The following is a 26,380-nucleotide window of genomic DNA, read 5'->3' as shown; positions in this document are numbered from 1 at the left end:
GGCGCATAAAGAAAAACCGCCAGTTACAGCTGGCGGCTTACATCAACTAATGATTGGAGTCATATATGCAACAATCAACATCAACTGCTGTAAATCTAGCAAACTATTTGCCCACTGTCGATCCTGATACTTTTCCAGTAATTGAATGGAATGGGGTTCGGGTGGTTACTACTGAGACACTGGCGCGTGGGTATAACACTGAAGTAAACAATATCAGAAATAACCTTCTTAACAATAAAGGGCGTTTTGTTGAAGGGGTGCATATTTTCAAGTTGGATGGTGAGGAGCTAAAGTCATTCAAGAACTACATCAACGATATTGATGTAGTTAATAAACGAGCACCCAGCCTAACACTATGGACAGAAAAGGGCGCAGCTCGCATGTCCAAGATCATTGATACCGATGAGGCTTGGGATTTTTTTGAGCAGATGGAGACGGCATATTTTCATCCTGTGCAGCATATGCTTAGTCATGGTGATGCTTCGGCAAAAGTTCAAATGCACATGATGCTTAACGAGTCTGCTGCTCGAATGCTAAATTTGCCGCAGACTGGCAAGTTACAAATGCTACGTAAGACTTTTGAACACTATGGAGTTCCAGATACTCTACCTAGCTATGGGATTGATGCACCCAATGAAGGAGGCTCTAGTGAGGTAACCTTCTCTTTAACGCATTTGCTTAAGGCATCAGGCGTTAGCTTATCTGCCGCATCAGTTAATAAGTTACTTCAGAAAAATGGAATTATTCAGAAGATGAAGCGTGCTAGTAGCAAAGGTGGGGAAAAGGAATTCTGGAATATTACTGAATCCGGATTGCGGTTTGGAAAGAATGTAACGAGCGATCGCAACCCTCGCGAAACTCAGCCGCATTTTTATAATTCACAATTTGGTAAATTGCTGGCTACGATCGGAATCTGACCTACAAAAAAAGTGTAGGCTCCTACCCTAACCCGCTAAGTGCGGGTTTTTCTTAAATCCCACAGCGAATACCGCGTCAAATACAGTAATACTTGTAGTAATGGTATAGCCTTGGTTATACTCTTTACGTAAACCAAAGGTTAATTATGGAGATTGTATGAAGTACTTACGTTGCATGGCGTACCGTCAGGATGGCGTCTATGTTGCCGTTTGCTTAGATCTCTCCCTTGCCGCTCAAGCGGATACAATTCAAGAGGCGATGAGCAAGCTCGAGTCGCAAATCACTGACTTTGTAGAAGAGGCTATTTCAGAGCCCGAATTCACTATCGACCTACTGAACAAGAGAAAAGCACCAGTTTCACTATGGGTGAAATACTTTTCTGTATGGTTCCGAATGTTCTTTTCTCAAAAGAATGGGAAATTGTTCAATGAACCATGCAACATTCCATCTTAGTGGCTCACTACTATGTTTTTTGTAAAGAAACTCACGCCACTAAAATATGATGAAGTAATTTATGGATTAAGGTTGCTTGGCTTTGAGATGAAACCCAAAAAGGGAACATCTCATGAGCAATGGGTTGCGGTAAAAGAAAGAAAAAAATATGTAGTCACAGTCGACAAGCACCACTCACCCTTCTCAAGGGATCTGATAAAGTCGATGGCAAATCAATCTGGTGTTAACGCTAGAAAATTCCACGCCCTATGCCGAGGTGATGCAACACTTAGCGAGCTAGGCTTAGAAGCAAGCGAATAGATTTAAATGCTAATTCCCATAAACCTGCCTCGTGCGGGTTTTTTTACGACTGGAGAACGTCAAATGGCCTTAGAAACATTCACATGGCGAACGCAGGGACAGCCGGAAGGCTCTTTTAGTCAGCGCGTTAGAACGGTCAAGTTTGGCGATGGTTACGAGCAAGTAGCCGCCGATGGTATTAACCCAGAGCAACAAAGCTGGCCTTTAAGCTTCAGTGGCTTAGAAAGTGAAATGCTCCCGATCCTTTCCTTCGTTCGGCGCCATGTGATTAAGTCCTTCATCTGGACATCGCCATACGGCAGACAGGGGTTATATCGCATTGCTAGTGACTCTATCAGGGCAACGCCAGTGGGCGGCAAAACAATGATGGTATCGGCCACGTTTGAGCAAGCATACGCACCGTAAGGCGCATTAATAGAAAACAAAACAAAGGGCTATCTTCGGATAGCCTTTTTTTATGGGGTAATCATGGCAATTACTAGCGACGTTCAAAAGCTTGAACCCGGTAACCGCATTCGACTTATTGAAGTTGATGGTGAAGCATTCAACGCAGGGATCCTGCGCTTTCATAATGACACTATTTCCCATTCACCGGAGGAAATCGCGGCAGCCGGCGGGGACGAGTCGAAATTAAAAGCGAAGTCGATATGGTGGCAGGGTAAAGAATATGGCGCGTGGCCGTGTGAGCTTTCCGGCCTTTCATATTCGACAGATGGAACAGCGGCAGAGCCTAAATTAACAGTAGCAAACTTAGACGGCACGATCGGCGCTATGTGCATTGCTTATCAAGATATGGTTCAAGCGAAAGTGACCGTTCACGAAACATTCAAACATTATTTAGATGCGCGCAATTTTCCAGAAGGTAATCCCGAAGCCGATCCAGAACAAGAATTTACGCAGGTTTTCTTCATCGATAGCCGAAGCGGTGAAAACGACGAACAAGTCGAATTTACGTTAAGTAGCCCGATCGACTTACAAGGCCTGCGCATTCCTACCCGACAAATTCACTCGCTTTGCCAATGGGCCATGAATAACGAATACCGCACCGGTATTGGCTGCTCATATGCGGGACAAAACGGCATGTTTACCATGGACGATAAACCAACGGACGATCCCAGCCAAGATGCATGCTCAGGTTGTTTATCATCTTGTAAATTACGTTTTGGAGAAATGGCCGAATTAGATTTCGGTGGTTTTCCTGGTAGCTCTTTGATTCGGAGATAGACCAATGCAAGATAAAACGTTAGCGGCCATCATGGCCCACGCCAAACAGGCTTACCCGCTGGAGTGCTGCGGCGTAGTTGCCCAAAAATCCCGCGTAGAGCGTTATTTTCCTTGCCGCAATATCCTTCCATCGAATGAGAAAAAAAAAGAAGGCCCCGAATACGGATTCATTCTGGCGCCGGAGGACTACGCCACGGCCGAAGATTGGGGAACAGTTACCGCTATTGTGCATAGCCATCCTGACGCCACCACGCAAGCATCGGAACGCGACAAAAATCTATGTGATGAAACCAAGTTGCCATGGGTTATAGCGTCATGGCCGGAAGGCGATATAAGAACGATTTACCCGCGCGGAGATCGGCCGCTCGTTGGCCGGCAATTCGATTTGGGCCATGCTGATTGCTGGTCTTTAATTCGCGATTACTTCCGCATGAATCATGATATTGAATTGCCTAATTACAGCGTAGAGCATCATTGGTGGGAAGACGGACACGATGAAAACTTTTATCACGATTGCTGGTTTGAATGCGGCTTTCGTGAATTTGAAGGGCCGACGCGTGAAGGCGATATGGCCATGATGCAGGTACAGGCCGATAAATGGAACCATGCCGGCATTCTGGTTGAGGATGGAATGTTATTACACCATATGTATGGGCAGCTTAGCCAAAGAGTTCCGTACGGCGGCTATTGGGTCGAACGCACGATGAAAATCGTTAGATATAAGGATTTGATGTGATGAGCGAATTAGATGAAGAATTAAAAACCATTCGGCTCTACGGTGTTTTGGGTAGCACGTTTGGTCGAGTGCATCGGCTTGCGGTCAAAACACCGAAAGAAGCGGTAAAAGCGCTATCAGTCATTATCCCAGGCTTTGAGTCCTTCATGAATTCCTCCGCCCAACGTGGCTTGGAATACGCCATCTTTAAAGGAAAGAAGAATATAGGTGAAGGTGAGCTGTCCGATAATTCAGGAAGCCTAGAAATACGCATAGCTCCAATAATCACAGGGAGTAAGCGCGGAGGTGTATTTCAGACTATTCTTGGTGTGGCTTTAATTGCTGGTGCTATTGCATTAGGGCCCGTGGGCTTTGGTGTGATAGGTGCCACTGCGGCATGGAATACGGCACTAATTGGTGCGTCTATGGCTATCGGCGGTGTTATGCAGATGATAGCACCACAACCAACAGGCCTTTCAATGCGTGAGAGTCCAGATAATAAACCGTCTTACGCCTTCGGCGGGCCAGTGAATACCACGACGCAAGGCAATCCCGTTGGCGTCCTTTATACGCAAGACAATAACCGCGAAATAGGCGGTGCCATCGCTTCGGCAGGCATTTACGCTGAAGATCAGCAATAGCGTTAAAAGAATCAAATAGGCTGCCTACGGGCGGCCTTTTTTTATGCGAGGAATTATGCAATTAATCCAAGGTAACAAAGGCGGAGGCGGTAGTGGTCGCCAGCCTTCAGAATCACCGGACAGCCTACAGTCAGTTGCCCGCGCAAAGATTCTTTTAGCGCTTGCGGAAGGCGAACTGGGCGGTACGTTGGATGGTAAGCATATCTATCTGGATGGAACGCCAATTATAAACGCTGACGGAAGCAATAATTTTCCGGGCGTTACATGGGAATATCGGCCAGGTACGCAGGCGCAGACCTATATCAAAGGGATCCCAAGCGTAGAAAATGAAATCACGATTAACACCGAATTAAAACAGTCTCAGCCGTGGATCCGCGCTATCAATAATACGCAGTTATCAGCCGTGCGCATTCGCCTTGGTTTTCCCGCGCTACAACAGCAAAAAGATAACGGTGATTTGATAGGTTATCGCGTGGAATATGAAATCGATTTGGCGACAGATGGCGGAGCCTATGAAACCGTTTTGAAAACTGCGGTAGATGGCAAAACGACGACGCTTTACGAGCGCAGCCATCGTATTAATCTACCTGCGGCTAATACCGGATGGCAAGTGCGCATTCGTCGCCTTACAGCTGATTCTACGAGTGCAAAAATCGCCAGCAAATCCACGATTGAAGCTATCGCAGAAGTGATCGACGCTAAATTACGTTATCCGAATACAGCCTTGTTATTCGTGGAATTTGATTCCAAGCTTTTTGCCAATATCCCTAAAATTAGTTGCCGGCCAGATGGGCGCCTGATCCGTGTTCCGACTAACTACGATCCAAAGATGCGCACTTATTCCGGCAGTTGGGACGGAACCTTTAAATTTGCCGTAAGCAATAACCCTGCGTGGGTTCTCTTTGATTTGATCATTGAAAAGCGTTTCGGCCTTGGCCGTCGTTTGACTATCGAGCAAGTTGATAAGTGGGAACTCTACCGCATCGCGCAATATTGCGATCAGATGGTACCGGATGGCCGAGGCGGCGATGGTGTGGAGCCGCGTCATATGTGCGATGTTTATATTCAATCGCAAGCTGACGCATTTACCGTGTTGCGCGACGTGGCCGGCATTTTCCGTGGCATGACTTCATGGATGAATAATCAGCTTTCAGTTATTGCCGATATGCCGCGCGATGTATTCCGCAACTTTACCCATGCAAATATTGTGGGAAAAATTAATTATGTAGGCGGTAGCCAACGCAATCGCGTTACCCAGGCGCTTATTAGCTGGTCAAATCCGGTAACGAATTATCAAGATGAAATCGAAGCTGTTTCAGATATGGCATTAATGCGGCGCTATAGCGTTAATCAGATTGAACTATCGGCCATTGGTTGTACGCGTCAAAGCGAAGCAAGGCGCAGTGGATTATGGGCCATTCTAACCAATAGCAAGGACGGTGCCGCCAGCTTCACCACGGGCTTAGAAGGCCAACTGCCGATGCCTGGCTATATTATTGGACTGCCGGATCAGCGCCGCTCGGGGCGCGTCTATAGCGGGCGTATTTCTTCGGTAAATGGCCGAAATATAAAGCTAGACCGCAAACCGGATGCCAAAGCCGGTGACCGCCTGCAAATCAACTTGCCTTCAGGCTCATTGCAGGCGCGCACGATAACCGCAATAAATGACGCCGTTGTAACAGTCTCAATCGCTTACACTGAAACGCCAGAGCCAGAAGCTATATGGGGTATAGAAGCTGATGATCTAGCTATTCAGCTTTATCGAGTTATCAGCATTGAAGATAACAACGACAATACTTTCAATATCTCATGCATTGAGCATGATCCAGACAAATATGCGCGCATCGATACTGGCGCAAAAATAGACGAGCGGCCGATCACGGTTATCCCGCCTGGTGTTCAGGCACCGCCGGCTAACATTCAAATCACTAGCCATTCAGTTATTAATCAAGGTATTGCAATAACCACGCTGCATGCTAGCTGGGATGCCACGGCTAACGCCGTTGCTTATGAAGCGGAATGGCGCAAGGACAATGGCAACTGGATCAGCATGCCGCGTTCTTCAGTTACTAGTTTTGATGTTGCGGGCATTTACGCTGGGCGGTACCTGGTGCGTGTTCGGGCGATCAATGCCAGTGATATATCATCCGCATGGGCCACATCACTCGAGACGCAGCTTAATGGGAAAGAAGGAAAACCACCGTTGCCTGTCGGGTTCAAAGCTGATCCGCTAGTTTTTGGCATACAGCTTTCTTGGAATTTTCCCGATGGGGCGGAAGATACGCTTAAAACTGAGATTCAGTACAACGATAAAAACACTGAAGACGGAGCCATGCTTCTATCTGATATTCCGTATCCTCAGCGCAGCTTTCAGCAGATGGGCCTGAAAGCAGGACAGTCTTTCTTCTATCGCGCTCGATTGGTAGATAAGACGGGGAATCAGGGTGACTGGATTGAGTGGGTTTTAGGGGAGTCCAGCACGGATGTTGATTGGATTGCTGATGAAGTTAAAAAAGGCATTGAGGAGTCAGATGCATTCAAAGAGATCGACAAAAACCTAGTCGATTCGAATGCTCAGCTTCAATCTGCAGCCGATGCTGCAATACAGAATGCGCTGGCAAATGATGCCGATGTGCGCCGCTGGATGGTACAGAACGGCGACCGTAAAGCGGAAATAACGGAAACCCGTCAGGTCATTGCTACGGAGTCGGAAGCGCGAGCGACGGCGGTTGATAAGCTAAACAGTAAAACGGACCAGACGGAGGCTGATTTAACCACGTTACGAGAAACGGTAGCGACAGATATTGAAGCTATATCAACCCAAGTTACCGGCTTAACTTCTACCGTTGGAGAAAATACGGCAGCAATCCAGCTGCGCGGCCAGACTATTTTTGATCAGAATGGTGTGGGGAGCGCTGTATATAGTATTGGTACCGGGATCACGTACAAAGGTAAATATTATGCAGCTGGGCTTTCAGTCGGGGCCGAAGTAAACGCGGCAGGGACGGTGAGCACACGTATTTTAGCTAGCGCAGATCAGTTCGCTGTGTTAAATCCGGCTACTAACGGGTATACGTTGCCGTTCTTCGTTCAAGATTCGCAAACTTTTATTGTTTCCGCAATGATTCAGGATGCATCTATTACTAACGCAAAAATAGGAAGTTATATTCAGTCGAGTAATTATGTTGCTGGTAAGACTGGCTGGCGTATTGATAAAAACGGTAGCGCTGAATTCAGCGGTGTAACCGTTAGAGGAACGATCTATGCATCAGGTGGGGAATTCACCGGAACTATTAATGGTAATGATGGGTATTTTAAAGGCACGATTTATGCTGAAAAAATAGTCGGTGATGTTACGGCGGCTGGAGTTATTCCGTCTAAATCCATAACAGGGAATAATCGAGATTTTGAGATTAGCTCTCAGATTATTTATACAGGTGGAATGAATTACCCTATGTATATTTCAGTGCCATCAGGGCAGGTTACTACATATTTAACTGCCGGTTCTGGAGATATTACTTTAAGATGCAGAATATTAATAAACGGTGTAACAAAATACGACGTATATAAAATTATGAGAAGCAGGGATTCATGGTCTTTTGCAGCTGGTGCTGTAATTAATGCTGGCGCTGTAAATTCTGTTATTAAGATAATAGTGAACGGGAAAGCATCAGCGGGTTCAAAAGTTACATTAACAGAAACGGCCGTATTTGCATTTAAAGCCAATGCAACGCAATTCCATTCTTAAAATAAAAGCCCGTATTGGCGGGCTGTATTATCGGAGCTGGATTTTATGTCTTTATATGAAACAGGAACAATCACCGGCGTTTTAAATTCTACAACTATTACCGGCACCGGCACAAAGTGGAGCGATGCGAAGATCGGCATTACGAATGGCTCCGTGCTGTTTGCATCGTCTAATGCAGGGGTTGATGGCGTCTATCAAATTAAGCGTGTCATTAGCGATACGTCGATAGAGTTGGCCCAGCCAATCTATAAAACTTTCACTAATTCCAAATATTCGATCTTGGTGGCAGAGTCCGCCAGTACAGCGGCATGGTCTAATCAACTCGCGGCCACGCTTGGATACTATCAAGCACAAATGGACGGCTGGCAGCAGATTATGACTGGCACAGGCGATATTGCACTTACTGCGCCAGATGGCACGAAAGTCACGATTAAAAGTTTTACCGCACTTGATAATAATAAAGCAGATAAATCATCACTCGGCACCGCGGCTACCAAAAACACTCAAACCGCTACTAATGATGGCAATACGAATAATATCATGATGGTGGGCGGCTTTGGCGTTGGAGCGCAAAACCCAATAGCACTACCTCAGGATATTAGTGCAAGTAATACAAACTACCCCAACGGATTCTATGCAGCGCTCACACAGTGGGTGGGATCTCCCGCTGGGATTTCGGGTCAGGCTGTTGGTGTTATTAATTTAGGCATGCACCAGAGTGCGTCAACAACATGGCGTAGCCAGATAGCAACATCATACTCATCCCAAGGAAGGATGTTCTTCCGTGTGACGTCAGAGGGTAGTTGGAATACATGGCGTGAGTTATGGCATAGCGCAAATACAACGGTTGATTCGAGTGGATTTATCAAACGAGCCTCACCAATCATTAATATTTACCACGATGGTACATTCGGAACTAACGAGGAATCTGAAGGCGCGCAAGTTGTGCGTGAAAGTGTTGGTGTCTATAGGGTAAGTCACATCCTTGGACTGAATTCAGATAAAGCCTGGGGTGGCGTGGATGGTGGTTTTGAAACCCCCAAAGATCGCAATGGTCAGCGTTTGCTTTGGCTTGATTATGAAGTCGATGCTGATGGTTCTATTTTGGTAAAAACTTACCACCGCACCTATCCAGAAGCTCCAGCATTTGCCAGAAATATCAAAGACGGATATGAAGAAAGCGATCCAATTGATATACCGTCTGACCAATTCCTTTCCGTTCGTGTAGAAATGCCACAGGATTCAATCTGGAATCTGGCACAAAAGGCAGCACAAGAAGAAATGGAGCAAGAGAAAACGACAGAAGAGTAGTTTGGTTTTGCGCCGGAGCGTATGCAAGAGACCGGCGCAGTGACAATAGTAGTGCCATGATATTGATTTTAACACTATAATAAGCAAAGGCTTGCCTGCCGGTTTCAAAACTAGCTTGGTGGATTTATGCTGATTCGATGTATGAAGGAGGTGGGAGTGCCAGCAGAGATTAAAGTATACCTTGAGGATGCTAATCAAGCCTATAGCTCCGGTGTGTGGTGCCTATTAGAGGAAATCTTCACTGAACATATGGGGATGCTTCTGAAACGGATTGATGGAGTTTCAGCAACAGTTGCATTACGTGATGCAGATATCTATGTAACACCATTCAGTGCAGGAATAGACCGAATTTGCGCTTATATGTTTAGTCATCATAAAAAAAATTTCCTTCTTATTGGTATTAGCATCGGACAAAATTTGCCAATTGTTGAGAACCTATTCCCCTGTTTGCAAGGAAGCGTTTTTATCCGAAGAACTGACTCTGTTGAGCAAGTTCGTCATAAGGTGTCTCAAGCTTGGACTATGTCAAACGAAAAAAAAGAAGAAAAATGCCGTTCATGCCGTCGCTTATTATTAACAGCAGGTGAAAAACGTGTAATCTATTATTTAGATAAAGGTTTTAGCGTGTCTCAAATTGGTAATATTCTAGGGATAGGAATGAAAATGGCAAGCCAAAGAAAACGGAAAGTTATGAGGAGGTATAATTTGCACTCAGATGTAGAACTGTGGAATTTTCTTAACAAATGGCGAGAGTATTTAATTCCTTCTGAATAATGCTCCCATCACTCTAGCGAGCTTATGTTGAGTAAGTTCGAAGGAAATCCGTAAGTATTAGAAAAATCAGAGTGTATATAACAGGCCGGCGCAGCGACAATAAAAATGGATCGCTAATGCGTTTAAGTGATTCAGATGGATATTGTCAGGCGCGGATTGTACGGAGTAAATCCAAGATAGCAATTATGTTTAGTCTTACAAAATATTTAATTCCCGCCTAATCATAATCTTCCCTGATACTCCTACTGATGCCCTTCACAACTGCCTACTTCATAAATATACTGTATGTATGAACAGTATTTAATGAGGTGACCTATGGGCTTCCCATCCCCAGCAGCAGACTACACAGACAAACCGATAAGCCTTGATGAGCTATTCATTAAAACACCGCATGCAACATACTTCATGAAGTGCCCTGACTACTGTCCAAGTGCCGGCGTGCTCAAAGACGCGCTACTGGTCATCGACAGTTCGAAGAGACCTGTCCACGGAAGCGTAGTAGTTGCCGCACTATGCGGCGAGTTCGTCTTGCGTCGATTGCTGACTATGCCAGTACCGTGTTTGGCCAAGTTGGAAAATTATGATGATGTGACGTTCGCTGATGAAGAAACAGGATTTGAGATATTCGGAGTGGTGACACATGTCGTCAATGACATGTCGATGAGCGAGTTTGATGACAACCCGTGTATGTGAGAGAGCACTATCGCAGATCACCAATGAGTGGCCTGCGGTAATTCTCTACTGTGCCAAATTTGTGTCATAAAATTGGCAAAATTTGCTGAAAATATACAAAGGAAATCCGCGTATGAATAAAGAGGCTGGTTGTGGTGCGGGTTTCATGGCTGTTAGAATGCGTAACTTTTTGTAGTGCATCAGACTGTTTTTCTGATGCTGGAGGTTTTGAGTGAAGTACGAATTAGATACTACAGATGGCCGCGCTCGTCGTGGTCGTTTGATTTTTGAACGCGGTGTGGTTGAAACGCCTGCGTTCATGCCTGTTGGGACCTACGGTACCGTTAAAGGCATGACGCCAGAAGAAGTGAAAGAAACTGGCGCACAAATTCTGCTGGGTAATACTTTCCACCTGTGGCTGCGCCCAGGTCAGGAAATTATGAAACTACACGGCGATTTGCATGATTTCATGCAGTGGAAAGGACCTATCCTGACCGATTCCGGTGGTTTTCAGGTATTCAGCCTAGGCAAAATGCGTAAAATCAAAGAGGAAGGCGTTCACTTCCGTCACCCGATCAACGGTTCACCGATTTTCTTAAGTCCTGAAAAATCGATGGAAATTCAGTACGATCTGGGTTCTGATATCGTCATGATCTTTGATGAGTGTACGCCGTATCCTGCTGATTGGGACTACGCCAAGAGCTCAATGGAGATGTCTCTGCGCTGGGCAAAACGTAGCCGCCAGCGCTTTGACGAACTGGGTAATAAAAACTCCCTGTTCGGGATTATTCAGGGCGGTGTTTACGAAGATTTACGAGATGTATCACTAAAAGGGCTGGTAGATATCGGCTTTGATGGTTACGCTGTGGGCGGCTTGGCCGTGGGCGAGCCAAAGGAAGACATGCATCGTATTCTGGAACATGTTTGTCCACAAATTCCGGAAGATAAGCCTCGCTACCTGATGGGCGTAGGTAAACCGGAAGATTTGGTTGAAGGTGTGCGCCGTGGAATCGATATGTTCGACTGCGTGATGCCAACCCGAAATGCGCGTAATGGTCATTTGTTTGTGACCAACGGTATTGTAAAAATCCGTAACGCTCAATATAAAGATGACGTCACAACGCTGGATGCAGAGTGTGATTGCTACACCTGTCGCAACTATAGCCGTGCTTATTTGCATCATCTTGATCGTTGTAATGAAATTCTGGGTGCTCGCTTAAACACGATCCACAACTTGCGCTATTATCAGCGTTTGATGGCCGGTTTACGTCAGGCCATTGAAGACGGTAAATTAGACGAGTTCGTGGCTGATTTTTATGGCCGACAGGGTAAGCCTGTTCCGCCAGTGGGCGCCAAGTAAATTTAGGCCGGTAGGAGCGATACCTACCGGCTTTTAGAATGGCTTGTTTCTGGCTGTTTGTAGTTGCATTCAATCTGTAGTTAATAATGAGGGATATTTAGATGAGTTTATTCATTTCCGACGCTGTGGCATCTGCTGGGGCACCGGCTCAGGGCAGCCCGTACTCTTTGGTTATCATGCTGGTGGTGTTCGGCCTGATTTTCTATTTCATGATCCTGCGTCCACAGCAGAAACGTGCAAAAGAACATAAAAAACTGATGGATGCCATCAGCAAGGGTGATGAAGTTCTGACCAACGGTGGTTTGATCGGTCGCGTAACGAAAGTTGCTGAGACGGGTTACATTGCTATTGCTCTGAACGATACCACCGAAGTTATCATCAAACGTGATTTCGTGACCGCTGTTCTGCCGAAAGGTACGATGAAAGCGCTGTAATTTTTGATTTTCCCTAAGGGAACTGCCGTGTTAAACCGTTATCCTTTGTGGAAGTACATCATGCTGATCGTGGCGCTTGCCGTTGGTCTGCTTTACGCACTTCCTAACCTTTATGGCGAGGATCCGGCTGTTCAGATCACTGGCGCGCGCGGTGTCGCCGCCAGTGAAACAACACTGGTCCAAGTCCGTGATGAGCTTGAAAAACAGCACATCGCCAGCAAGTCTATTGCGCTGGAAAATGGTGCCATTTTGGCACGCTTCAAAGATACTGACGTTCAGCTTCGGGCACGTGAAGTGCTGATGGATATGCTGGGCGACAAATACGTTATTGCATTGAACCTTGCTCCGGCAACGCCGAGATGGCTAGAAGCTATTGGTGCGGAACCGATGAAGTTAGGCCTGGATCTGCGCGGCGGCGTGCACTTCCTGATGCAGGTTGATATGGAAACTGCTCTAAGCAAATTGCAAGAGCAAAGTATGGATATGCTGCGCAGTGATTTGCGTGAAAAGGGCATTCCATATTCAACGATCCGTAAAACTGACGGCACCTCCAATGGCGTTCTCATTACATTCCGTGATGCTGAAACTCGTGATAAAGCGAGCAGCTATCTTTCGCCTCGTTACCTTAATAATCTAGTCTTTAGCAAGGTTGGCGATAATGGCCTGAAAGCGGTAATGACCGATCAGCGTCTGCAAGAAGCCCGTGAATATGCCGTTCAGCAGAACATTAACATTCTGCGTAACCGTGTAAACCAGTTGGGTGTTGCCGAACCGCTCGTTCAGCGTCAAGGCTCAGATCGTATTGTGGTTGAGCTACCGGGTATTCAAGATACTGCACGTGCCAAAGAGATTCTGGGTGCAACTGCAACCTTGGAATTCCGTTTGGTGAACTCGAATGCTGACAGCACCGCTGCTGCCAATGGACGTGTACCGGGCGATTCTGAAGTGAAATACACACGAGATGGGCGTCCTATCGTGATGTATAAGCGCGTCATCCTGACCGGCGACCATATTACCGATTCTACCTCGAGCCAAGACGAGTTTAACCGCCCTCAGGTTAATATCTCGCTCGACAGCGCCGGTGGTAGCGCAATGTCTAACTTCACGAAGGATAACATCGGCAAACCGATGGCAACCCTGTTCGTTGAATACAAAGACAGCGGTAAGAAAGATGCGGGCGGCAAATCAATTCTGGCTAAGCAAGAAGAAGTGATTAACGTTGCAACTATTCAGTCTCGTTTGGGGAATAGCTTCCGTATTACCGGTATCGATAATCCGAATGAAGCTCGTCAGCTTTCGTTGCTGCTGCGTGCGGGGGCGTTGATTGCACCAATTCAAATTGTTGAAGAACGTACTATCGGTCCGACCTTAGGTGCTCAGAATATTACTCAAGGTCTAGAAGCGTGCTTGGCTGGCTTGGTTGTCTCGATCCTGTTCATGCTGTTCTTCTATAAGAAGTTTGGTCTGATAGCGACTTCAGCTCTGCTGGCAAACCTCGTGCTCATCGTTGGGATTATGTCCCTGCTGCCGGGGGCGACTCTGACCATGCCGGGTATTGCGGGGATTGTGTTAACCCTTGCGGTAGCAGTCGATGCCAACGTACTGATAAACGAACGTATTAAAGAAGAACTTAGTAACGGGCGTTCAGTACAACAGGCGATCAATGAAGGTTATCAAGGCGCATTCAGCTCCATTTTTGATGCTAACGTTACGACGCTTATCAAGGTCATCATCCTGTATGCCGTTGGCACCGGGGCAATTAAAGGCTTTGCGATCACGACCGGTATTGGTGTGGCGACGTCAATGTTTACCGCAATTATCGGTACTCGTGCCATCGTAAACCTACTGTACGGCGGCAAACGCATCAACAAGCTGTCTATCTGAGGAGTGCGTTGTGGCACAGGAATATAGTGTTGAGCAATTAAACTACGGCCGTAGAGTCTATGACTTTATGCGCTGGGACTACTGGGCTTTCGGTATTTCTGGTTTTCTGTTGATCCTTTCTATCGCAATTATTTGCGTGAATAAGTTCAACTTAGGGCTCGATTTTACCGGTGGTACCGTCATCGAAGTTTCGCTGGAAAAACCAGCGGATATGGACATGATGCGTGACGCGCTGCAGAAAGCAGGTTTCGTTGATCCGCTGTTACAGAATTTTGGTAGCAGCCGTGACATCGTGGTGCGCATGCCTCCGACTTCAAGCGCAGCGAGCGGTGAAGCGCTAGGCAGCAAAGTCATTGGCGTGATTAATGAGGCCACCAACCAGAATGCAGCGGTAAAGCGTATTGAGTTTGTTGGACCGAGCGTTGGTGAAGATTTGGCACAGCACGGCGCGATGGCGCTGTTGGTCGCCTTGCTGGCTATCTTGATTTACGTTGGCGTTCGATTCGAATGGCGTTTGGCTGCTGGGGTGGTTATTTCATTGCTGCATGATGTGATCATCACTCTAGGCGTATTGTCGTTATTCCATATTGAGATCGATTTAACCATCGTTGCATCATTGATGTCGGTTATCGGCTACTCACTTAACGATAGTATCGTGGTTTCCGACCGTATCCGTGAGAACTTCCGTAAGATCCGTCGCGGAACACCTTACGAAATCTTCAACGTGTCTCTGACACAAACGTTGCATCGTACATTGATCACTTCAGGCACCACCTTGATGGTTATCCTGATGCTGTATTTATTTGGTGGACCGATGTTGAAGGGCTTCTCGCTGACCATGCTGATTGGTGTTTCTATCGGTACGGCTTCTTCCATCTATGTTGCATCCGCGTTGGCGCTGAAACTTGGCATGAAGCGTGAACACATGTTGCAGCAGAAGGTAGAAAAAGAAGGGGCGGATCAGCCGTCAATTCTGCCGTAAAAACCGTGAAATATCGTCGGTTGCAGTGACAAAAAACCCCGCTTCGGCGGGGTTTTTTTATGGTTACTTATCAGCGTAAAACTACTGACGTTCTAAGCCACTCAGGCGAATGAAACCAAGGTTTTCCGGTGCGATATCGCTAAAACGGACTTCCATGCTGGTAACATTGGTTGGGGTCGCAGGGCTCGTGAAGCTAATATTTTGCGACAGAATGCTGCTTTGGTCAGGTTCCAGCGTGGCCTGATTTAGCGTACCCCACTCCAGAGAGCCGGTGAAGCTTGGCAAAATCGAGCCATTGGCCGTTTTGATCTGTAGCACGGCTTTGCTGCCGTCAGCTTCAGGTTCAAGATGACTGATTAAGATGCGCAGTTGGCCCAGACTGGTGATCCCCAATGCGTCACTATTGGCCGCAGGGATCAGGTAAATACGCTGTTCGTTATTTTCGTTCATCGCTTTCTGACGCTCCAGATACTCAGCTTCAGTGCTCAGTTTCTGGACTTTTTGTGTCAGCTCCTGAACTTCAGACTGAAGAGCTTCAGTTTTAGGATCAGAAGCGCATGCCGTTAGCATCAATGCCAAAGGGGCAAGCACGAATAAAGGGCGGAATATAGACATAGATCGCTCGATTTATTATGGACATAGATAAAAGATTAATCGCCTTTGCTCTGAATGTCACATGCTAATTGCTTTGTTTCCGATATCAATAAGTATATACCCATCATACTGGAAGCTGTATTTTTGTTGGCCGCACTTGCTGACCTGAGTAAGCGCCTCAGGATTCACTTACTTGAAACGCTAGAACGATTAGCGCTAAAGCAAATCGTGTAGAAAACGCAGAAAACAGCTCTCATTGGCCAATGTTCAATGGAAATGTGTCATTTACCGCATAATTGGTAAACTGACTTCCTTTTGTTGTTATGTCACTTCGGGGTACACTAGTGCTATCTCAGGCCTTTCAGGAAGAGCTATGCATTGCCCATTTTGTTCCGCCGTTGATACCAAAGTCATTGATTCCCGCTTGGTTGGTGATGGTACTCAAGTGCGCCGCCGCCGCCAGTGTCTGGTTTGTAACGAACGTTTCACGACCTTTGAGGTTGCTGAACTGGTGATGCCGCGCGTTATCAAAAGTAATGACGTTCGAGAACCGTTTAACGAAGATAAGTTACGCAGTGGCATCTTAAAAGCATTAGAAAAACGCCCTGTAAACTCAGATGACGTTGAAATGGCGATCAGCCATATTAAATCTCAGTTACGTGCCACCGGTGAGCGCGAAGTTCCTACTAAAATGGTGGGTAACCTCGTCATGGATGCGCTGAAAAAACTCGATAAAGTCGCCTACATTCGCTTTGCTTCCGTATATCGCAGCTTTGAAGACATCCGAGAGTTTGGCGAAGAGATCGCGAAACTACAGGACTAGGCTATTTCAGTATTTGAGAGTACCAGCTTAGCGTTTTATTTCATTTCTGGACGATATTTATGCAGCAAGATCAGCAGCGTGGCGACGAATTTTACATGGCGAGAGCCTTTGAGCTAGCACGTCGTGGGCGTTTCACGACCACGCCAAACCCTAATGTCGGCTGCGTAATTGTCCTGAACAATGAGATTGTGGGGGAAGGGTATCATCTGCGCGCCGGTGAGCCTCACGCTGAGGTTCATGCGTTACGCATGGCAGGAGATAAAGCGTGTGGCGCAACGGCCTACGTAACCCTTGAACCCTGCAGCCACCATGGACGCACGCCTCCTTGTGCTGATGCGCTAGTTGCTGCGGGCGTCAGCCGAGTGGTGGCCGCAATGCAGGATCCGAATCCCAACGTTGCAGGTCGCGGGTTATTCAAGCTGCAACAAGCCGGTATTGACGTCAGCCACGGCCTGATGATGAATGAAGCTGAAGCCGTCAATCGCGGTTTTCTCAAACGCATGCGGACGGGTTTCCCCTTTGTGCAACTGAAGATGGCGGCATCGTTAGATGGTAAAACCGCGATGGCATCAGGTGAAAGTCAGTGGATCACGTCGGCGGCAGCACGACAAGACGTGCAGCGTTATCGGGCACAGAGCTCTGCGATATTGAGCTCTAGCGCTACGGTGCTGGCTGACGACCCCTCACTTACCGTGCGCTGGGATGAATTAGACACAACGACCCAGCAGGCTTATCCGAAAGAGCATCTTCGTCAACCGCTCCGCGTTATTGTTGATAGCCAAAACCGCGTTACGCCAGCACATAAAATTGTCTCACAGCTGGGTGAAACGCTGCTGGCAAGAATTCATCCTGATGAACAGGTGTGGCCAGAAGGCGTTAAACAGCTTTCTATTCCGCAGTACGGTCAAGGGCTGGATCTGGTTGTGTTAATGATGCAGCTGGGCAAACAACAGGTTAACTCAGTATGGGTGGAGGCTGGAGCATCCTTGGCGGGTGCTTTGCTACAGGCCGGTTTAGTCGATGAGCTGATTGTTTATATTGCACCAAAACTGCTGGGCGATAGCGCCCGTGGTTTGTGTGTATTGCCCGGTTTGACGGAACTGGCAGATGCGCCCCAGTTTGTATTTAGCGAAGTGATGCCCGTAGGCTCTGATTTACGTGTTGTGCTACGTAACGCATATTAATCATGCTCTGAGCGTTGTTTTTGCTGCTTTATTTTTGTTTCATCTCATCACCTGCGACAAGTTAGCGAAATGCACCTGAGCAGGGGACGAAAGAATGTGGTAGAATCCGCCCCCCTATTCGCTCTGAAGAGGAGTAGGGGTATTGAACATAAAGATTTTAAGGAAACTGTATGAAAACGATTGAAGGCGTTGTTGCTGCTCCACAGGCTCGTGTTGCTATCGCTATTGCGCGTTTTAACAATTTCATTAACGACAGCTTGCTGGAAGGCGCAATTGATGCCCTGAAACGTATTGGCCAGGTTTCTGATGACAATATCACTGTAGTTTGGGTTCCTGGCGCTTATGAACTGCCATTGGCCGTTCGCGCACTGACCGACACTAACCGCTATGATGCGGTTGTCGCTTTGGGAACCGTAATCCGTGGCGGTACTGCCCACTTTGAATTTGTTGCAGGAGAATGCAGCTCTGGTCTGGCAAGTGTAGCCATGAACAGCGTTGTGCCTGTTGCATTTGGTGTACTGACTACCGAAAGTATCGAACAAGCCATTGAACGTGCTGGGACTAAAGCGGGTAATAAAGGCGCAGAAGCTGCCCTGACCGCTCTCGAAATGATCAATGTTCTTAAAGCAATTAAAGCCTGATTTTTAGTAAGGGGAATTCCGTGAAACCTGCTGCTCGCCGCCGCGCCCGTGAATGTGCTGTTCAAGCACTTTATTCTTGGCAGATATCCAAAAACGACATTGCTGATGTTGAATATCAGTTCTTGTCAGAGCAGGACGTCAAAGATGTCGATATTAGCTACTTCCGTGAGCTATTGTCTGGCGTCGCCACTAACGCAGAATATCTGGACGGCCTGATGGCACCAGTATTATCTCGTCAGTTGGAAGAATTGGGGCAGGTTGAGAGAGCGGTTCTGCGTATTTCTCTGTTTGAACTGAGCAAGCGCGAAGACGTTCCTTACAAAGTTGCAATTAACGAAGGTATTGAGCTGGCAAAAACTTTTGGTGCTGAAGATAGCCATAAGTTTGTCAACGGCGTGCTGGATAAAGTTGCTCCAACGATTCGCAAATCTAAAAGATAAGATTGCTGTTCAGGTTTACCTGACGGAAGCCCTCGGGCCATTTCGTTTACCCCCAAAGGCCGGTTCTCCGGCCTTTTTGTTGGGCAAAATTAGGTAAATCCAGAAGAGTAGTCCCATTAAACCAATCAGGAAATGTGTTATGGCATGCGGCGAATTTGATGTTATTGCCCGCTACTTTAACCGTCATCGGACGGCTCGTCGGGATGTAAAGCAGGGTATTGGTGATGACTGTGCGCTGCTTTCTGTTTCTGAAAAACAGCTGATTGCAATCAGTACTGATACCCTCGTATCTGGCATCCATTTCTTACCTGATATCGATCCCGCCGATTTAGGCTATAAATCCTTAGCTGTAAACTTAAGCGATTTAGCAGCAATGGGCGCTGACCCTGCTTGGGTTTCTTTGGCACTGACGCTCCCTGAAATCAATGAGCCGTGGCTTGCCCGTTTTAGCGATAGTTTATTCGAACAGCTTGATTATTACGGTATGCAGCTAATTGGCGGTGACACCACTCGTGGCCCGTTAAGCATCACCTACACCATTAATGGCTTAGTACCTGCTGGGCGTGCATTACTGCGCAGCGGTGCCCGTATCGGTGATTGGATTTATGTTACTGGTACGCTAGGAGACAGCGCCGCTGGATTGGCTATTTTGCAGGATCGGCTTTCGGTCGAGGACAATGAAGAACGCAATGCGCTAATTCATCGCCATCTGCGACCCCATCCGCGCGTGTTACAAGGACAAGCATTGAGAGATCTTGCCAGCTCGGCGATTGATATTTCTGATGGTGTCGTCTCAGACTTGGGGCATATTCTGAAAGCTAGCGATTGTGGTGCTAATCTGTACCTAGACGATTTGCCGATGTCAGCGAGCTTAACGAATAATACAACACCGGAACAGGCACTGCGGTGGGCGTTGTCCGGCGGCGAAGATTACGAGCTGTGCTTCACCGTTCCTGAGTTGCATCGTGGTGCATTGGATGTCGCACTAGGCTTGCTGGGTGCTGATTTTACCTGCATTGGACAAATTGCCCCTGCGGCTGATGGTATGCGGTTCTGGCGTGGTAACGTTCAGGTGGAATTAGATCTTCAAGGGTTTGACCATTTTGGTAAAGATTAGCAAGTACGACAGCCAGGCTGCGAAAGCGCGCCTGCGCATGAAAAACCCATGGCATTTGCTGGCCACGGGGTTCGGCAGCGGCTTGAGCCCGATTATGCCCGGCACCATGGGTTCTATTGCTTCTATCCCCTTTTGGCTATTGTTAATCCAGCTTCCGTGGCAGCTTTACTCGCTGGTCGTGATGTTTAGCATTTGCATTGGGGTTTATATCTGCCATCGCACGGCGAAGGACATGAAAACGCACGACCACGGCAGTATTGTGTGGGACGAATTTGTTGGCATGTGGATCACGCTGATGGCGCTACCGGTCAATAGTTGGCAATGGGTACTAGGCGGTTTTCTTGTTTTCCGTGTGTTGGATATGTGGAAGCCGTGGCCCATTCGCTGGTTCGACCGCAATGTTCACGGTGGAATGGGGATCATGGTGGATGATATCGTGGCGGGCGTCCTCTCCGCGGTGATTATCTATGTGATTGGCCATCATTGGCCGATAGCGCTATTTGGCTGATGCATTCTTGTGGGATATCGCAGAGCGGAGACGCTATGCGATTATCCCGCGTAGACATTTTCTAATAATTGTTTATTTCTCTATCTCCCTCCCATCATTATTTAAAACCTGTCTACCCACGCGGCTAGCGGGATATTTATAATTCTTAAACTTCCTCTTGTTATGCCTGATTAATTATAGACACCTTATTTTCTAGCATTAAGTATGAGTAATTGTTATGTTTTCGCTACTCTGAATTAAAATACACTTAGCATTCAGTAGCTGTATTTATGTAACTTGCTTTAATTGTATTGAATAAATAAATAAATTTTTCGAAATTATAATTATCAATTAAAAGTGATATAAAACTTATTGCATAGATTGCTAGTCAAGCAATCCGTTTTTAGTTTTATTTTTTGTCACTGACTAATCGGATTATTATATGAATAAAAAATCAGAAGGTAGTGTCGCCCCTAAGGAACGTATTAACATAAAGTATGTTCCCTCTACGGGAGAGCAGCATGATGAGGTTGAATTACCCTTAAATCTACTTGTTATTGGTGACTTAAAAGGGACAACTGAAGATGCTTCAATTGAAGAGAGGCCAGCAGTATCTATCGATAAGTATAATTTCTCATCGGTAATGAAAGAGGCTGACATACAGCTAGATATGGATGTACCCAATCGTCTAGAAGATGATGCTAAAGACGATCTACGTATACGCCTAAACTTCGAATCAATGGTTGATTTTACTCCCGACCGTGTTGCTCGTCAGGTTCCTGAATTAAATAAGCTTTTAGAACTCAGAGAAGCTCTGGTCGCCTTAAAAGGACCATTAGGAAATATTCCGGCATTTCGCTCTCGCTTGCAATCGTTATTGTCTGATGAATCGTTAAGAGACCAGTTGTTAAGCGAACTAAATATGTCTATTGCTACTGGTGAATCTAAATAACATTGCTGTGTTATTTGTTCTGAGAATGTTTTGAGTGTAAAAAAGGAATTAACCCAATGTCATCAGAAACAGAATTAGAAGGATACGGCGTTGAAGAACGTGAGTATTCACCTTCATTACTAAATGAAATAATGGCTCAGACTCGTCTTTCCCCCGGTGATGATGCCTATGATATTGCAAAACAAGGGGTTTCAGCATTTATTAGCAATATTTTAGAAAGTGGTAGCAATAACGAACCTATCAATAAACTTTTGGTAGACCGCATGATTGCTGAGCTAGATAGCAAACTCAGTAAGCAAATGGATGAGGTTTTGCATAGCTCCCGGTTTAAAGAGCTGGAATCATCATGGCGTTCTTTAAAGCTACTCGTTGATCGTACTGATTTTAAAGAAAATATTAAAATTCATGTCTTGCATGCCACCAAAAGTGAGCTTTTAGATGATTTCGAGTATTCACCTGAAATCTCTCAATCTGGTTTCTATAAACATGTTTATGCGAGTGGTTATGGACAGTTTGGCGGTGAGCCAATTGCTTCCGTCATTGGTAGCTATGAGTTTAACCAAAGTTCAGCAGATATGAAGCTGTTGCAGTATGTTAGCTCTGTGGGCGCTATGGCCCATGCTCCATTTTTATCTTCAGTATCACCATCATTCTTTGGATTGAATAGCTTCACTGAATTGTCTGCAATCAAAGAGTTAAAAGCCGTCTTTGAAGGGCCCGCTTATGTAAAATGGCGAGCGTTAAGAGAAACGGAAGATGCGCGTTATATTGGATTAACTGCGCCACGATTCTTACTTCGTCTACCGTATGATCGCAATGAAAATCCAGTTAAGTCATTTGATTATCAAGAGGATGTAAATGCAGACCACGAGCACTATCTGTGGGGAAATACTGCATACTTACTTGCTTCTAACATCACGGATAGTTTTGCTAAATACCGTTGGTGCCCGAACATTATTGGGCCTCAAAGTGGTGGTAGCGTTAATGATCTTCCTGTGCATATTTATGACTCTCTTGGGCAGTTGCAAGCAAAGATACCAACCGAGGTCTTGATTACCGATCGTCGAGAGTATGAACTTGCTGAAGAAGGTTTTATCACTTTAACTATGCGTAAAGGTAGTGATAACGCTGCTTTCTTCTCTGCTAACTCAATACAGAAATGTAAAATTTTCCCACCTACTCGCGAAGGGAAAATTCAAGAGACTAATTACAAATTAGGTACTCAACTTCCTTATATGTTCATCGTGAACCGCTTAGCTCATTATATTAAGGTTCTACAGAGAGAACAGCTAGGGGCGTGGAAAGAGAGACAGGATTTACAGCGAGAACTCAACCAATGGATCCGCCAATTTGTGGCCGATCAAGAAAACCCACCGTCTGAAGTTCGCAGCCGCCGTCCATTACGTGGAGCATCAATTACTGTTAGCGATGTGGATGGCGATCCGGGTTGGTATCAAGTTTCAATGTCTGTACGCCCGCATTTTAAATATATGGGCGCAAGTTTTGAGTTATCACTGGTTGGTCGCTTAGATAAGGAATAGATGCATGCCTGCACTCACCCCTTGGCAAAGAACTCGGGCGTGTAGCTTGTTTGGGCGTATTGATGAAGGTGCATCGATAGGGTCACTGGACAAGTCCAGTGACCTACTTACGTCGCTGAAACAAAACCTTAACGACGTGTTGAATTCACGCCCTGGATGCTGCCAAAGTAGTCCCGAATTAGGTGTTGTCGATTTTAATGATGCAACAGGAAGCTCTGTCGATATATCAGCTTCAGTTTGTAAAGCGATTCAACAATGTATTGAGAACTTTGATCCAAGAGTAAAATCAGTGGATGTTGCCACCTTTAATAAGGATAGTGATCCCCTAACATTATTTTTTCGGGTCAAGGCACATATACAATTCGAAGATATAGACAGTGTCGTCAACTTTAATATTCAGCTTGATGATAGTTCTCGCTATCAGCTGCGCTAAACTAATTAATTAAATATGAAACTAGAAGATTATTTTAGAGATGAGCTGTCGTATTTACGCAATCAAGGTGCTGAGTTTTCTCAGATATGGCCGCAATTAACGCGGTTTTTATCCGAGCAAAGTACAGACCCTGATGTTGAGCGTTTGCTGGAAGGATTTGCATTCCTCTCTGGGAGCCTACGAGAAAAGATTGAAGATGAATTTCCAGAGTTGACTCATGGCCTTCTTAATATGCTTTGGCCTAACTATTTGCGCTCTGTACCGAGCATGACAATAGTTCAGTTTTCTCCGAAGGAGCAATCGATCAGCGAAGCTGCCTATATTTCAGAAAATGTTTTATTAGGTGCTAAAGCGATAGATGGATTATCCTGCCAATTCTCAACCTGTCGGGACGTATGGATCCTGCCATTAGAGCTGAATAGTGTTCAGTCAAATAACAGTAATGAAAATGGAAAGTTAGTATTGTCATTTGATGTATTCGGTCAAATTAGTTTAGAAAAGATAAATTTAGATAAAATGAGGTTGTATCTTGGCAATAATGACCATAGTGCAACACAATTGTATTTATGGTTTTTACATCATTTTAAATCTGCGACCGTATTGCTAGATGGCGTTGAATTTCCCCTGCCAAATATGGATATTTCTCCTGTTGGATTTAATAACCAAGATGCGCTTTTACCTTATCCAAAAAATGTATATTCAGGCTATAGGATTTTACAAGATTATTTTTGTTTTCCTGAGAGTCTGTTGTTTTTGGATTTTAGAGGGTTCGGTTCTCTACCTCAAGAAAAACCAGTTAGAAAGATAGAGATATCCTTTAATTTTGATAAGCCGTTACCAGCAGATGTAAAAATTCACTCTGAGAGCTTAAAACTACATTGTGCCCCTGCTGTTAACCTTTTTCCTCACCATAGTGAACCTTTGCAATTAGATGGGCGGAGTGTGAGCTATCCATTACGAGCTAGCCACTCACGACCAGAGTTTTATGAAATATTTTCAGTTAAAAAAATAGAAGGGTGGCTGACAAAACATGGACACGAACAACGCAATGAAACTCAACCTGCACGTATTTATCATCCATTTGAAAGTTTTCGTCACCAGACTGAATATGAAAAAGATCGTTCAACGCGTTATTATCATTTAGGTGTTCACAATGCGCTTAAATTTGATGGACTAGAACATAGTATTACCTTCGTTCGTGGCGATGAGTCGGCAATCACAGACGATGAAGAAACTATATCAGCAGAGTTGTTATGCTCTAACCGCCGAATACCTACAAAACTGGGTATTGGTGATATTAACGTAAGCTATAGTGATACACCTCCATTTGTTAGCTTTAAAAATATAACTCATCCTACTTTGCCCCTTAGGCCGATTATGGATGGCGGATTACAATGGACGTTAGTATCAAATTTATCGCTTAACTATCTGTCTTTGCTGAACAAGGATGCACTGTTACAAATTATTCGGAATTATGATTTTCCAGCAATGAACGATCAACAAGCATCTAAAATATCACAACGACGTTTGTCAGGGATTGAGCGATTAGAAACTAATCCTGTAGATAGGTTGATTAAGGGGCAGCCTGTTAGAGGTATTCAGTCAACGCTATATATGAAGCAATCTGCCTTTTCTAGTGAAGGGGATATGTACCTATTTGGTAGTGTTCTTGCTAGATTTTTTTCTTTGTTTGCCAGTGTGAATGCTTTCCATGAATTAACCGTGGTTAATACAGATAGCCAAGCAAGCTATCGTTGGCCGCTTCAATTAGGAAGCCGGTCGCTAATATGACAGAACTTACAAAGATTCAACATTATAATTTCTACCAGCTCGTTGAGCTTCTATACAAAATAGAAAATCGGCAGGTTGAATGTGATAAGGGAAGGCTTCCTAGTGAGGAGTTTATCCGCTTCTCTTCATGTGCCTCTCTGGGATTTCCTTCTAGCGATGTCGTATCTTTGAAAAAGGATAAACGGGGCTATGATTTAGAAGTTGCCTTTATGGGACTGCATGGTAGTCAGTCCCCGATGCCTGGTTATTATTTAGAACGACTGGCATGGGAGTATGCGCAGCAAGACGGTAACCTTTATCATTTTATTGATTTTTTTAATCATCGTTTTTTAATGTTATTACATCTTGCTTGGCGGAAATATCGCTATTACATCCGTTATCAGGCAGATGGTAATGATGGTTTTTCTCAGATGATGTTTTCGTTAGTTGGCTTAGGGAGCCGAACTTTACGAGATGTGATCCCTGTTAATCACAGCAAAATGTTGGCCTATTCTGGCCTGCTTGCTGCACCCGGTCGCTCACCTGACGTTGTATCGGGGCTAATTTCTCATTGTTTTGACTTACCCAACGTTGAAGTAGAAAGCTGGCAGTATCGACGAGTCCCAATTGTGTTACATCAGCAGAATCGTTTAGGTGAATTAAACTCGGATTTACGTGGAAATTTTGTCATTGGTGATTATTCACCTGACGTTTGTGGAAAATTCACGCTGTGTATTCATGATCTTTCTCACGCTCACTTTTTGCGTTTTTTACCTAATGGTGACCTTTATCGACCTTTAGTCACTTTTGTCGCGTTTATTCTGCGAGATCAGTTGGCTTGGGATCTACAGCTTGGATTGGCGCCAAAGCAGTCAGTGAGAACCTGCTTAGGTCATGATAAAGGTTGTTTATTAGGATGGACGACATTTCTTGGTCAGCCTCCTGTCATTCCCCGTGTAATTATTAGTGTTCAGGAGTAACA

The 26,380-nt window shown here is 45.6% G+C and carries 27 protein-coding genes; 26 read left to right on the top strand and 1 reads right to left on the bottom strand.

Going from position 1 to position 26,380, the window contains the following annotated elements:
- The first annotated feature begins 65 nt into the window (after nucleotides 1-65).
- The 15 genes from DSM2777_RS19940 to secF all read left to right on the top strand — a co-directional run bounded on the left by DSM2777_RS19940 (nucleotide 66) and on the right by secF (nucleotide 15,416).
- Nucleotides 66-917 (top strand): ORF6N domain-containing protein, encoded by an 852-nt coding sequence (locus tag DSM2777_RS19940; protein ID WP_061554973.1) that lies wholly within the window; start codon nucleotides 66-68, stop codon nucleotides 915-917.
- A gap of 157 nt (nucleotides 918-1,074) precedes the next feature.
- Entirely contained in the window at nucleotides 1,075-1,371 is a 297-nt protein-coding gene (locus DSM2777_RS19935) for a DUF1902 domain-containing protein (protein ID WP_061554352.1), read from the top strand.
- A gap of 12 nt (nucleotides 1,372-1,383) precedes the next feature.
- Nucleotides 1,384-1,671 carry a type II toxin-antitoxin system HicA family toxin gene (locus tag DSM2777_RS19930; protein ID WP_061554353.1) on the top strand — a complete coding sequence of 96 codons (288 nt, stop codon included), beginning with the start codon at nucleotides 1,384-1,386 and terminating at the stop codon, nucleotides 1,669-1,671.
- A gap of 63 nt (nucleotides 1,672-1,734) precedes the next feature.
- Nucleotides 1,735-2,076, top strand: a complete 342-nt coding sequence (locus DSM2777_RS19925) for a phage tail protein (protein WP_061554972.1) — start codon at nucleotides 1,735-1,737, stop codon at nucleotides 2,074-2,076.
- Between the two features lie 63 nt (nucleotides 2,077-2,139).
- Nucleotides 2,140-2,895 (top strand): phage minor tail protein L, encoded by a 756-nt coding sequence (locus tag DSM2777_RS19920; RefSeq protein WP_061554971.1) that lies wholly within the window; start codon nucleotides 2,140-2,142, stop codon nucleotides 2,893-2,895.
- A gap of 4 nt (nucleotides 2,896-2,899) precedes the next feature.
- Nucleotides 2,900-3,631 carry a C40 family peptidase gene (locus tag DSM2777_RS19915; protein ID WP_061554970.1) on the top strand — a complete coding sequence of 244 codons (732 nt, stop codon included), beginning with the start codon at nucleotides 2,900-2,902 and terminating at the stop codon, nucleotides 3,629-3,631.
- Nucleotides 3,631-4,251 carry a tail assembly protein gene (locus DSM2777_RS19910; protein WP_061554969.1) on the top strand — a complete coding sequence of 207 codons (621 nt, stop codon included), beginning with the start codon at nucleotides 3,631-3,633 and terminating at the stop codon, nucleotides 4,249-4,251. The genes DSM2777_RS19915 and DSM2777_RS19910 overlap by 1 nt, the downstream gene beginning before the upstream one ends.
- 55 nt (nucleotides 4,252-4,306) lie before the next feature.
- Nucleotides 4,307-7,999 carry a TipJ family phage tail tip protein gene (locus DSM2777_RS19905; protein ID WP_071889950.1) on the top strand — a complete coding sequence of 1,231 codons (3,693 nt, stop codon included), beginning with the start codon at nucleotides 4,307-4,309 and terminating at the stop codon, nucleotides 7,997-7,999.
- A gap of 45 nt (nucleotides 8,000-8,044) precedes the next feature.
- Complete coding sequence (locus tag DSM2777_RS19900) at nucleotides 8,045-9,310, top strand: pyocin knob domain-containing protein (RefSeq protein WP_061554968.1); 1,266 nt, start codon at nucleotides 8,045-8,047, stop codon at nucleotides 9,308-9,310.
- A gap of 156 nt (nucleotides 9,311-9,466) precedes the next feature.
- Complete coding sequence (locus tag DSM2777_RS19895; protein WP_224452371.1) at nucleotides 9,467-10,084, top strand: helix-turn-helix transcriptional regulator; 618 nt, start codon at nucleotides 9,467-9,469, stop codon at nucleotides 10,082-10,084.
- A gap of 315 nt (nucleotides 10,085-10,399) precedes the next feature.
- On the top strand, nucleotides 10,400-10,777 hold the full coding sequence (locus DSM2777_RS19890; protein WP_046360873.1) for a HumD family translesion DNA polymerase: 378 nt from the start codon (nucleotides 10,400-10,402) through the stop codon (nucleotides 10,775-10,777).
- Between the two features lie 211 nt (nucleotides 10,778-10,988).
- Nucleotides 10,989-12,116, top strand: coding sequence for a tRNA guanosine(34) transglycosylase Tgt (gene tgt / locus DSM2777_RS19885; RefSeq protein WP_046458287.1), 1,128 nt, complete (start codon nucleotides 10,989-10,991; stop codon nucleotides 12,114-12,116).
- 101 nt (nucleotides 12,117-12,217) lie between these two features.
- Nucleotides 12,218-12,550, top strand: a complete 333-nt coding sequence (gene yajC, locus DSM2777_RS19880; RefSeq protein WP_004096758.1) for a preprotein translocase subunit YajC — start codon at nucleotides 12,218-12,220, stop codon at nucleotides 12,548-12,550.
- A 27-nt stretch (nucleotides 12,551-12,577) separates the two neighbouring features.
- Entirely contained in the window at nucleotides 12,578-14,434 is a 1,857-nt protein-coding gene (gene secD / locus DSM2777_RS19875; RefSeq protein WP_071889948.1) for a protein translocase subunit SecD, read from the top strand.
- Nucleotides 14,435-14,444: 10 nt separating this feature from the next.
- The gene (gene secF, locus DSM2777_RS19870) at nucleotides 14,445-15,416 is read left to right on the top strand and encodes a protein translocase subunit SecF (protein WP_046458285.1); all 972 of its coding nucleotides are present in this window, start codon (nucleotides 14,445-14,447) and stop codon (nucleotides 15,414-15,416) included.
- An 81-nt stretch (nucleotides 15,417-15,497) separates the two neighbouring features.
- Here secF and DSM2777_RS19865 read toward each other — a convergent pair whose 3' ends face one another.
- Nucleotides 15,498-16,031, bottom strand: a complete 534-nt coding sequence (locus tag DSM2777_RS19865) for a DUF3251 domain-containing protein (RefSeq protein WP_025800031.1) — start codon at nucleotides 16,029-16,031, stop codon at nucleotides 15,498-15,500.
- Nucleotides 16,032-16,383: 352 nt separating this feature from the next.
- Here DSM2777_RS19865 and nrdR point away from each other — a divergent pair, with 352 nt between their 5' ends.
- From nrdR to tssG, 11 genes are all read left to right on the top strand, one after another.
- A complete protein-coding gene (gene nrdR, locus DSM2777_RS19860) occupies nucleotides 16,384-16,833 on the top strand; it encodes a transcriptional regulator NrdR (RefSeq protein ID WP_004096754.1) in 450 nt (149 codons plus the stop codon).
- Between the two features lie 59 nt (nucleotides 16,834-16,892).
- Nucleotides 16,893-18,017, top strand: a complete 1,125-nt coding sequence (ribD, locus tag DSM2777_RS19855) for a bifunctional diaminohydroxyphosphoribosylaminopyrimidine deaminase/5-amino-6-(5-phosphoribosylamino)uracil reductase RibD (RefSeq protein WP_061554966.1) — start codon at nucleotides 16,893-16,895, stop codon at nucleotides 18,015-18,017.
- Nucleotides 18,018-18,187: 170 nt separating this feature from the next.
- Nucleotides 18,188-18,658 (top strand): 6,7-dimethyl-8-ribityllumazine synthase, encoded by a 471-nt coding sequence (ribH, locus tag DSM2777_RS19850; RefSeq protein ID WP_025800027.1) that lies wholly within the window; start codon nucleotides 18,188-18,190, stop codon nucleotides 18,656-18,658.
- Between the two features lie 20 nt (nucleotides 18,659-18,678).
- The gene (gene nusB / locus DSM2777_RS19845; protein WP_004096748.1) at nucleotides 18,679-19,098 is read left to right on the top strand and encodes a transcription antitermination factor NusB; all 420 of its coding nucleotides are present in this window, start codon (nucleotides 18,679-18,681) and stop codon (nucleotides 19,096-19,098) included.
- Nucleotides 19,099-19,237: 139 nt separating this feature from the next.
- Nucleotides 19,238-20,215, top strand: a complete 978-nt coding sequence (thiL, locus tag DSM2777_RS19840; protein WP_061554965.1) for a thiamine-phosphate kinase — start codon at nucleotides 19,238-19,240, stop codon at nucleotides 20,213-20,215.
- A gap of 37 nt (nucleotides 20,216-20,252) precedes the next feature.
- Nucleotides 20,253-20,723, top strand: a complete 471-nt coding sequence (gene pgpA, locus DSM2777_RS19835; protein ID WP_061555447.1) for a phosphatidylglycerophosphatase A — start codon at nucleotides 20,253-20,255, stop codon at nucleotides 20,721-20,723.
- Nucleotides 20,724-21,144: 421 nt separating this feature from the next.
- Nucleotides 21,145-21,654, top strand: coding sequence for a type VI secretion system contractile sheath small subunit (gene tssB, locus DSM2777_RS19830; protein ID WP_046458281.1), 510 nt, complete (start codon nucleotides 21,145-21,147; stop codon nucleotides 21,652-21,654).
- A gap of 56 nt (nucleotides 21,655-21,710) precedes the next feature.
- Nucleotides 21,711-23,195, top strand: coding sequence for a type VI secretion system contractile sheath large subunit (tssC, locus tag DSM2777_RS19825; RefSeq protein WP_061554964.1), 1,485 nt, complete (start codon nucleotides 21,711-21,713; stop codon nucleotides 23,193-23,195).
- Between the two features lie 4 nt (nucleotides 23,196-23,199).
- Complete coding sequence (gene tssE / locus DSM2777_RS19820; RefSeq protein WP_046458279.1) at nucleotides 23,200-23,628, top strand: type VI secretion system baseplate subunit TssE; 429 nt, start codon at nucleotides 23,200-23,202, stop codon at nucleotides 23,626-23,628.
- A gap of 15 nt (nucleotides 23,629-23,643) precedes the next feature.
- Nucleotides 23,644-25,419 (top strand): type VI secretion system baseplate subunit TssF, encoded by a 1,776-nt coding sequence (gene tssF / locus DSM2777_RS19815; protein ID WP_061554963.1) that lies wholly within the window; start codon nucleotides 23,644-23,646, stop codon nucleotides 25,417-25,419.
- Complete coding sequence (tssG, locus tag DSM2777_RS19810) at nucleotides 25,416-26,378, top strand: type VI secretion system baseplate subunit TssG (RefSeq protein WP_082790899.1); 963 nt, start codon at nucleotides 25,416-25,418, stop codon at nucleotides 26,376-26,378. Before tssF ends, tssG begins: the two co-directional genes overlap by 4 nt.
- Nucleotides 26,379-26,380 lie beyond the last annotated feature (2 nt).

Source organism: Obesumbacterium proteus (assembly GCF_001586165.1).
GTDB lineage: Bacteria > Pseudomonadota > Gammaproteobacteria > Enterobacterales > Enterobacteriaceae > Hafnia > Hafnia protea.
This window is presented reverse-complemented; position numbering and strand designations above follow the sequence as displayed.

Excerpts from the sequence above, each read along its gene's own strand:
- DSM2777_RS19940 (WP_061554973.1), top strand. The coding sequence starts at position 66 with ATGCAACAATCAACATCAACTGCTGTAAATCTAGCAAACTATTTGCCC.
- DSM2777_RS19935 (WP_061554352.1), top strand. The coding sequence starts at position 1,075 with ATGAAGTACTTACGTTGCATGGCGTACCGTCAGGATGGCGTCTATGTT.
- DSM2777_RS19930 (WP_061554353.1), top strand. The coding sequence starts at position 1,384 with ATGTTTTTTGTAAAGAAACTCACGCCACTAAAATATGATGAAGTAATT.
- DSM2777_RS19925 (WP_061554972.1), top strand. The coding sequence starts at position 1,735 with ATGGCCTTAGAAACATTCACATGGCGAACGCAGGGACAGCCGGAAGGC.
- DSM2777_RS19920 (WP_061554971.1), top strand. The coding sequence starts at position 2,140 with ATGGCAATTACTAGCGACGTTCAAAAGCTTGAACCCGGTAACCGCATT.
- DSM2777_RS19915 (WP_061554970.1), top strand. The coding sequence starts at position 2,900 with ATGCAAGATAAAACGTTAGCGGCCATCATGGCCCACGCCAAACAGGCT.
- DSM2777_RS19910 (WP_061554969.1), top strand. The coding sequence starts at position 3,631 with ATGAGCGAATTAGATGAAGAATTAAAAACCATTCGGCTCTACGGTGTT.
- DSM2777_RS19905 (WP_071889950.1), top strand. The coding sequence starts at position 4,307 with ATGCAATTAATCCAAGGTAACAAAGGCGGAGGCGGTAGTGGTCGCCAG.
- DSM2777_RS19900 (WP_061554968.1), top strand. The coding sequence starts at position 8,045 with ATGTCTTTATATGAAACAGGAACAATCACCGGCGTTTTAAATTCTACA.
- DSM2777_RS19890 (WP_046360873.1), top strand. The coding sequence starts at position 10,400 with ATGGGCTTCCCATCCCCAGCAGCAGACTACACAGACAAACCGATAAGC.
- yajC (WP_004096758.1), top strand. The coding sequence starts at position 12,218 with ATGAGTTTATTCATTTCCGACGCTGTGGCATCTGCTGGGGCACCGGCT.
- DSM2777_RS19865 (WP_025800031.1), bottom strand. The coding sequence starts at position 16,031 with ATGTCTATATTCCGCCCTTTATTCGTGCTTGCCCCTTTGGCATTGATG.
- nrdR (WP_004096754.1), top strand. The coding sequence starts at position 16,384 with ATGCATTGCCCATTTTGTTCCGCCGTTGATACCAAAGTCATTGATTCC.
- ribD (WP_061554966.1), top strand. The coding sequence starts at position 16,893 with ATGCAGCAAGATCAGCAGCGTGGCGACGAATTTTACATGGCGAGAGCC.
- ribH (WP_025800027.1), top strand. The coding sequence starts at position 18,188 with ATGAAAACGATTGAAGGCGTTGTTGCTGCTCCACAGGCTCGTGTTGCT.
- thiL (WP_061554965.1), top strand. The coding sequence starts at position 19,238 with ATGGCATGCGGCGAATTTGATGTTATTGCCCGCTACTTTAACCGTCAT.
- pgpA (WP_061555447.1), top strand. The coding sequence starts at position 20,253 with ATGAAAAACCCATGGCATTTGCTGGCCACGGGGTTCGGCAGCGGCTTG.
- tssB (WP_046458281.1), top strand. The coding sequence starts at position 21,145 with ATGAATAAAAAATCAGAAGGTAGTGTCGCCCCTAAGGAACGTATTAAC.
- tssC (WP_061554964.1), top strand. The coding sequence starts at position 21,711 with ATGTCATCAGAAACAGAATTAGAAGGATACGGCGTTGAAGAACGTGAG.
- tssE (WP_046458279.1), top strand. The coding sequence starts at position 23,200 with ATGCCTGCACTCACCCCTTGGCAAAGAACTCGGGCGTGTAGCTTGTTT.
- tssF (WP_061554963.1), top strand. The coding sequence starts at position 23,644 with ATGAAACTAGAAGATTATTTTAGAGATGAGCTGTCGTATTTACGCAAT.
- tssG (WP_082790899.1), top strand. The coding sequence starts at position 25,416 with ATGACAGAACTTACAAAGATTCAACATTATAATTTCTACCAGCTCGTT.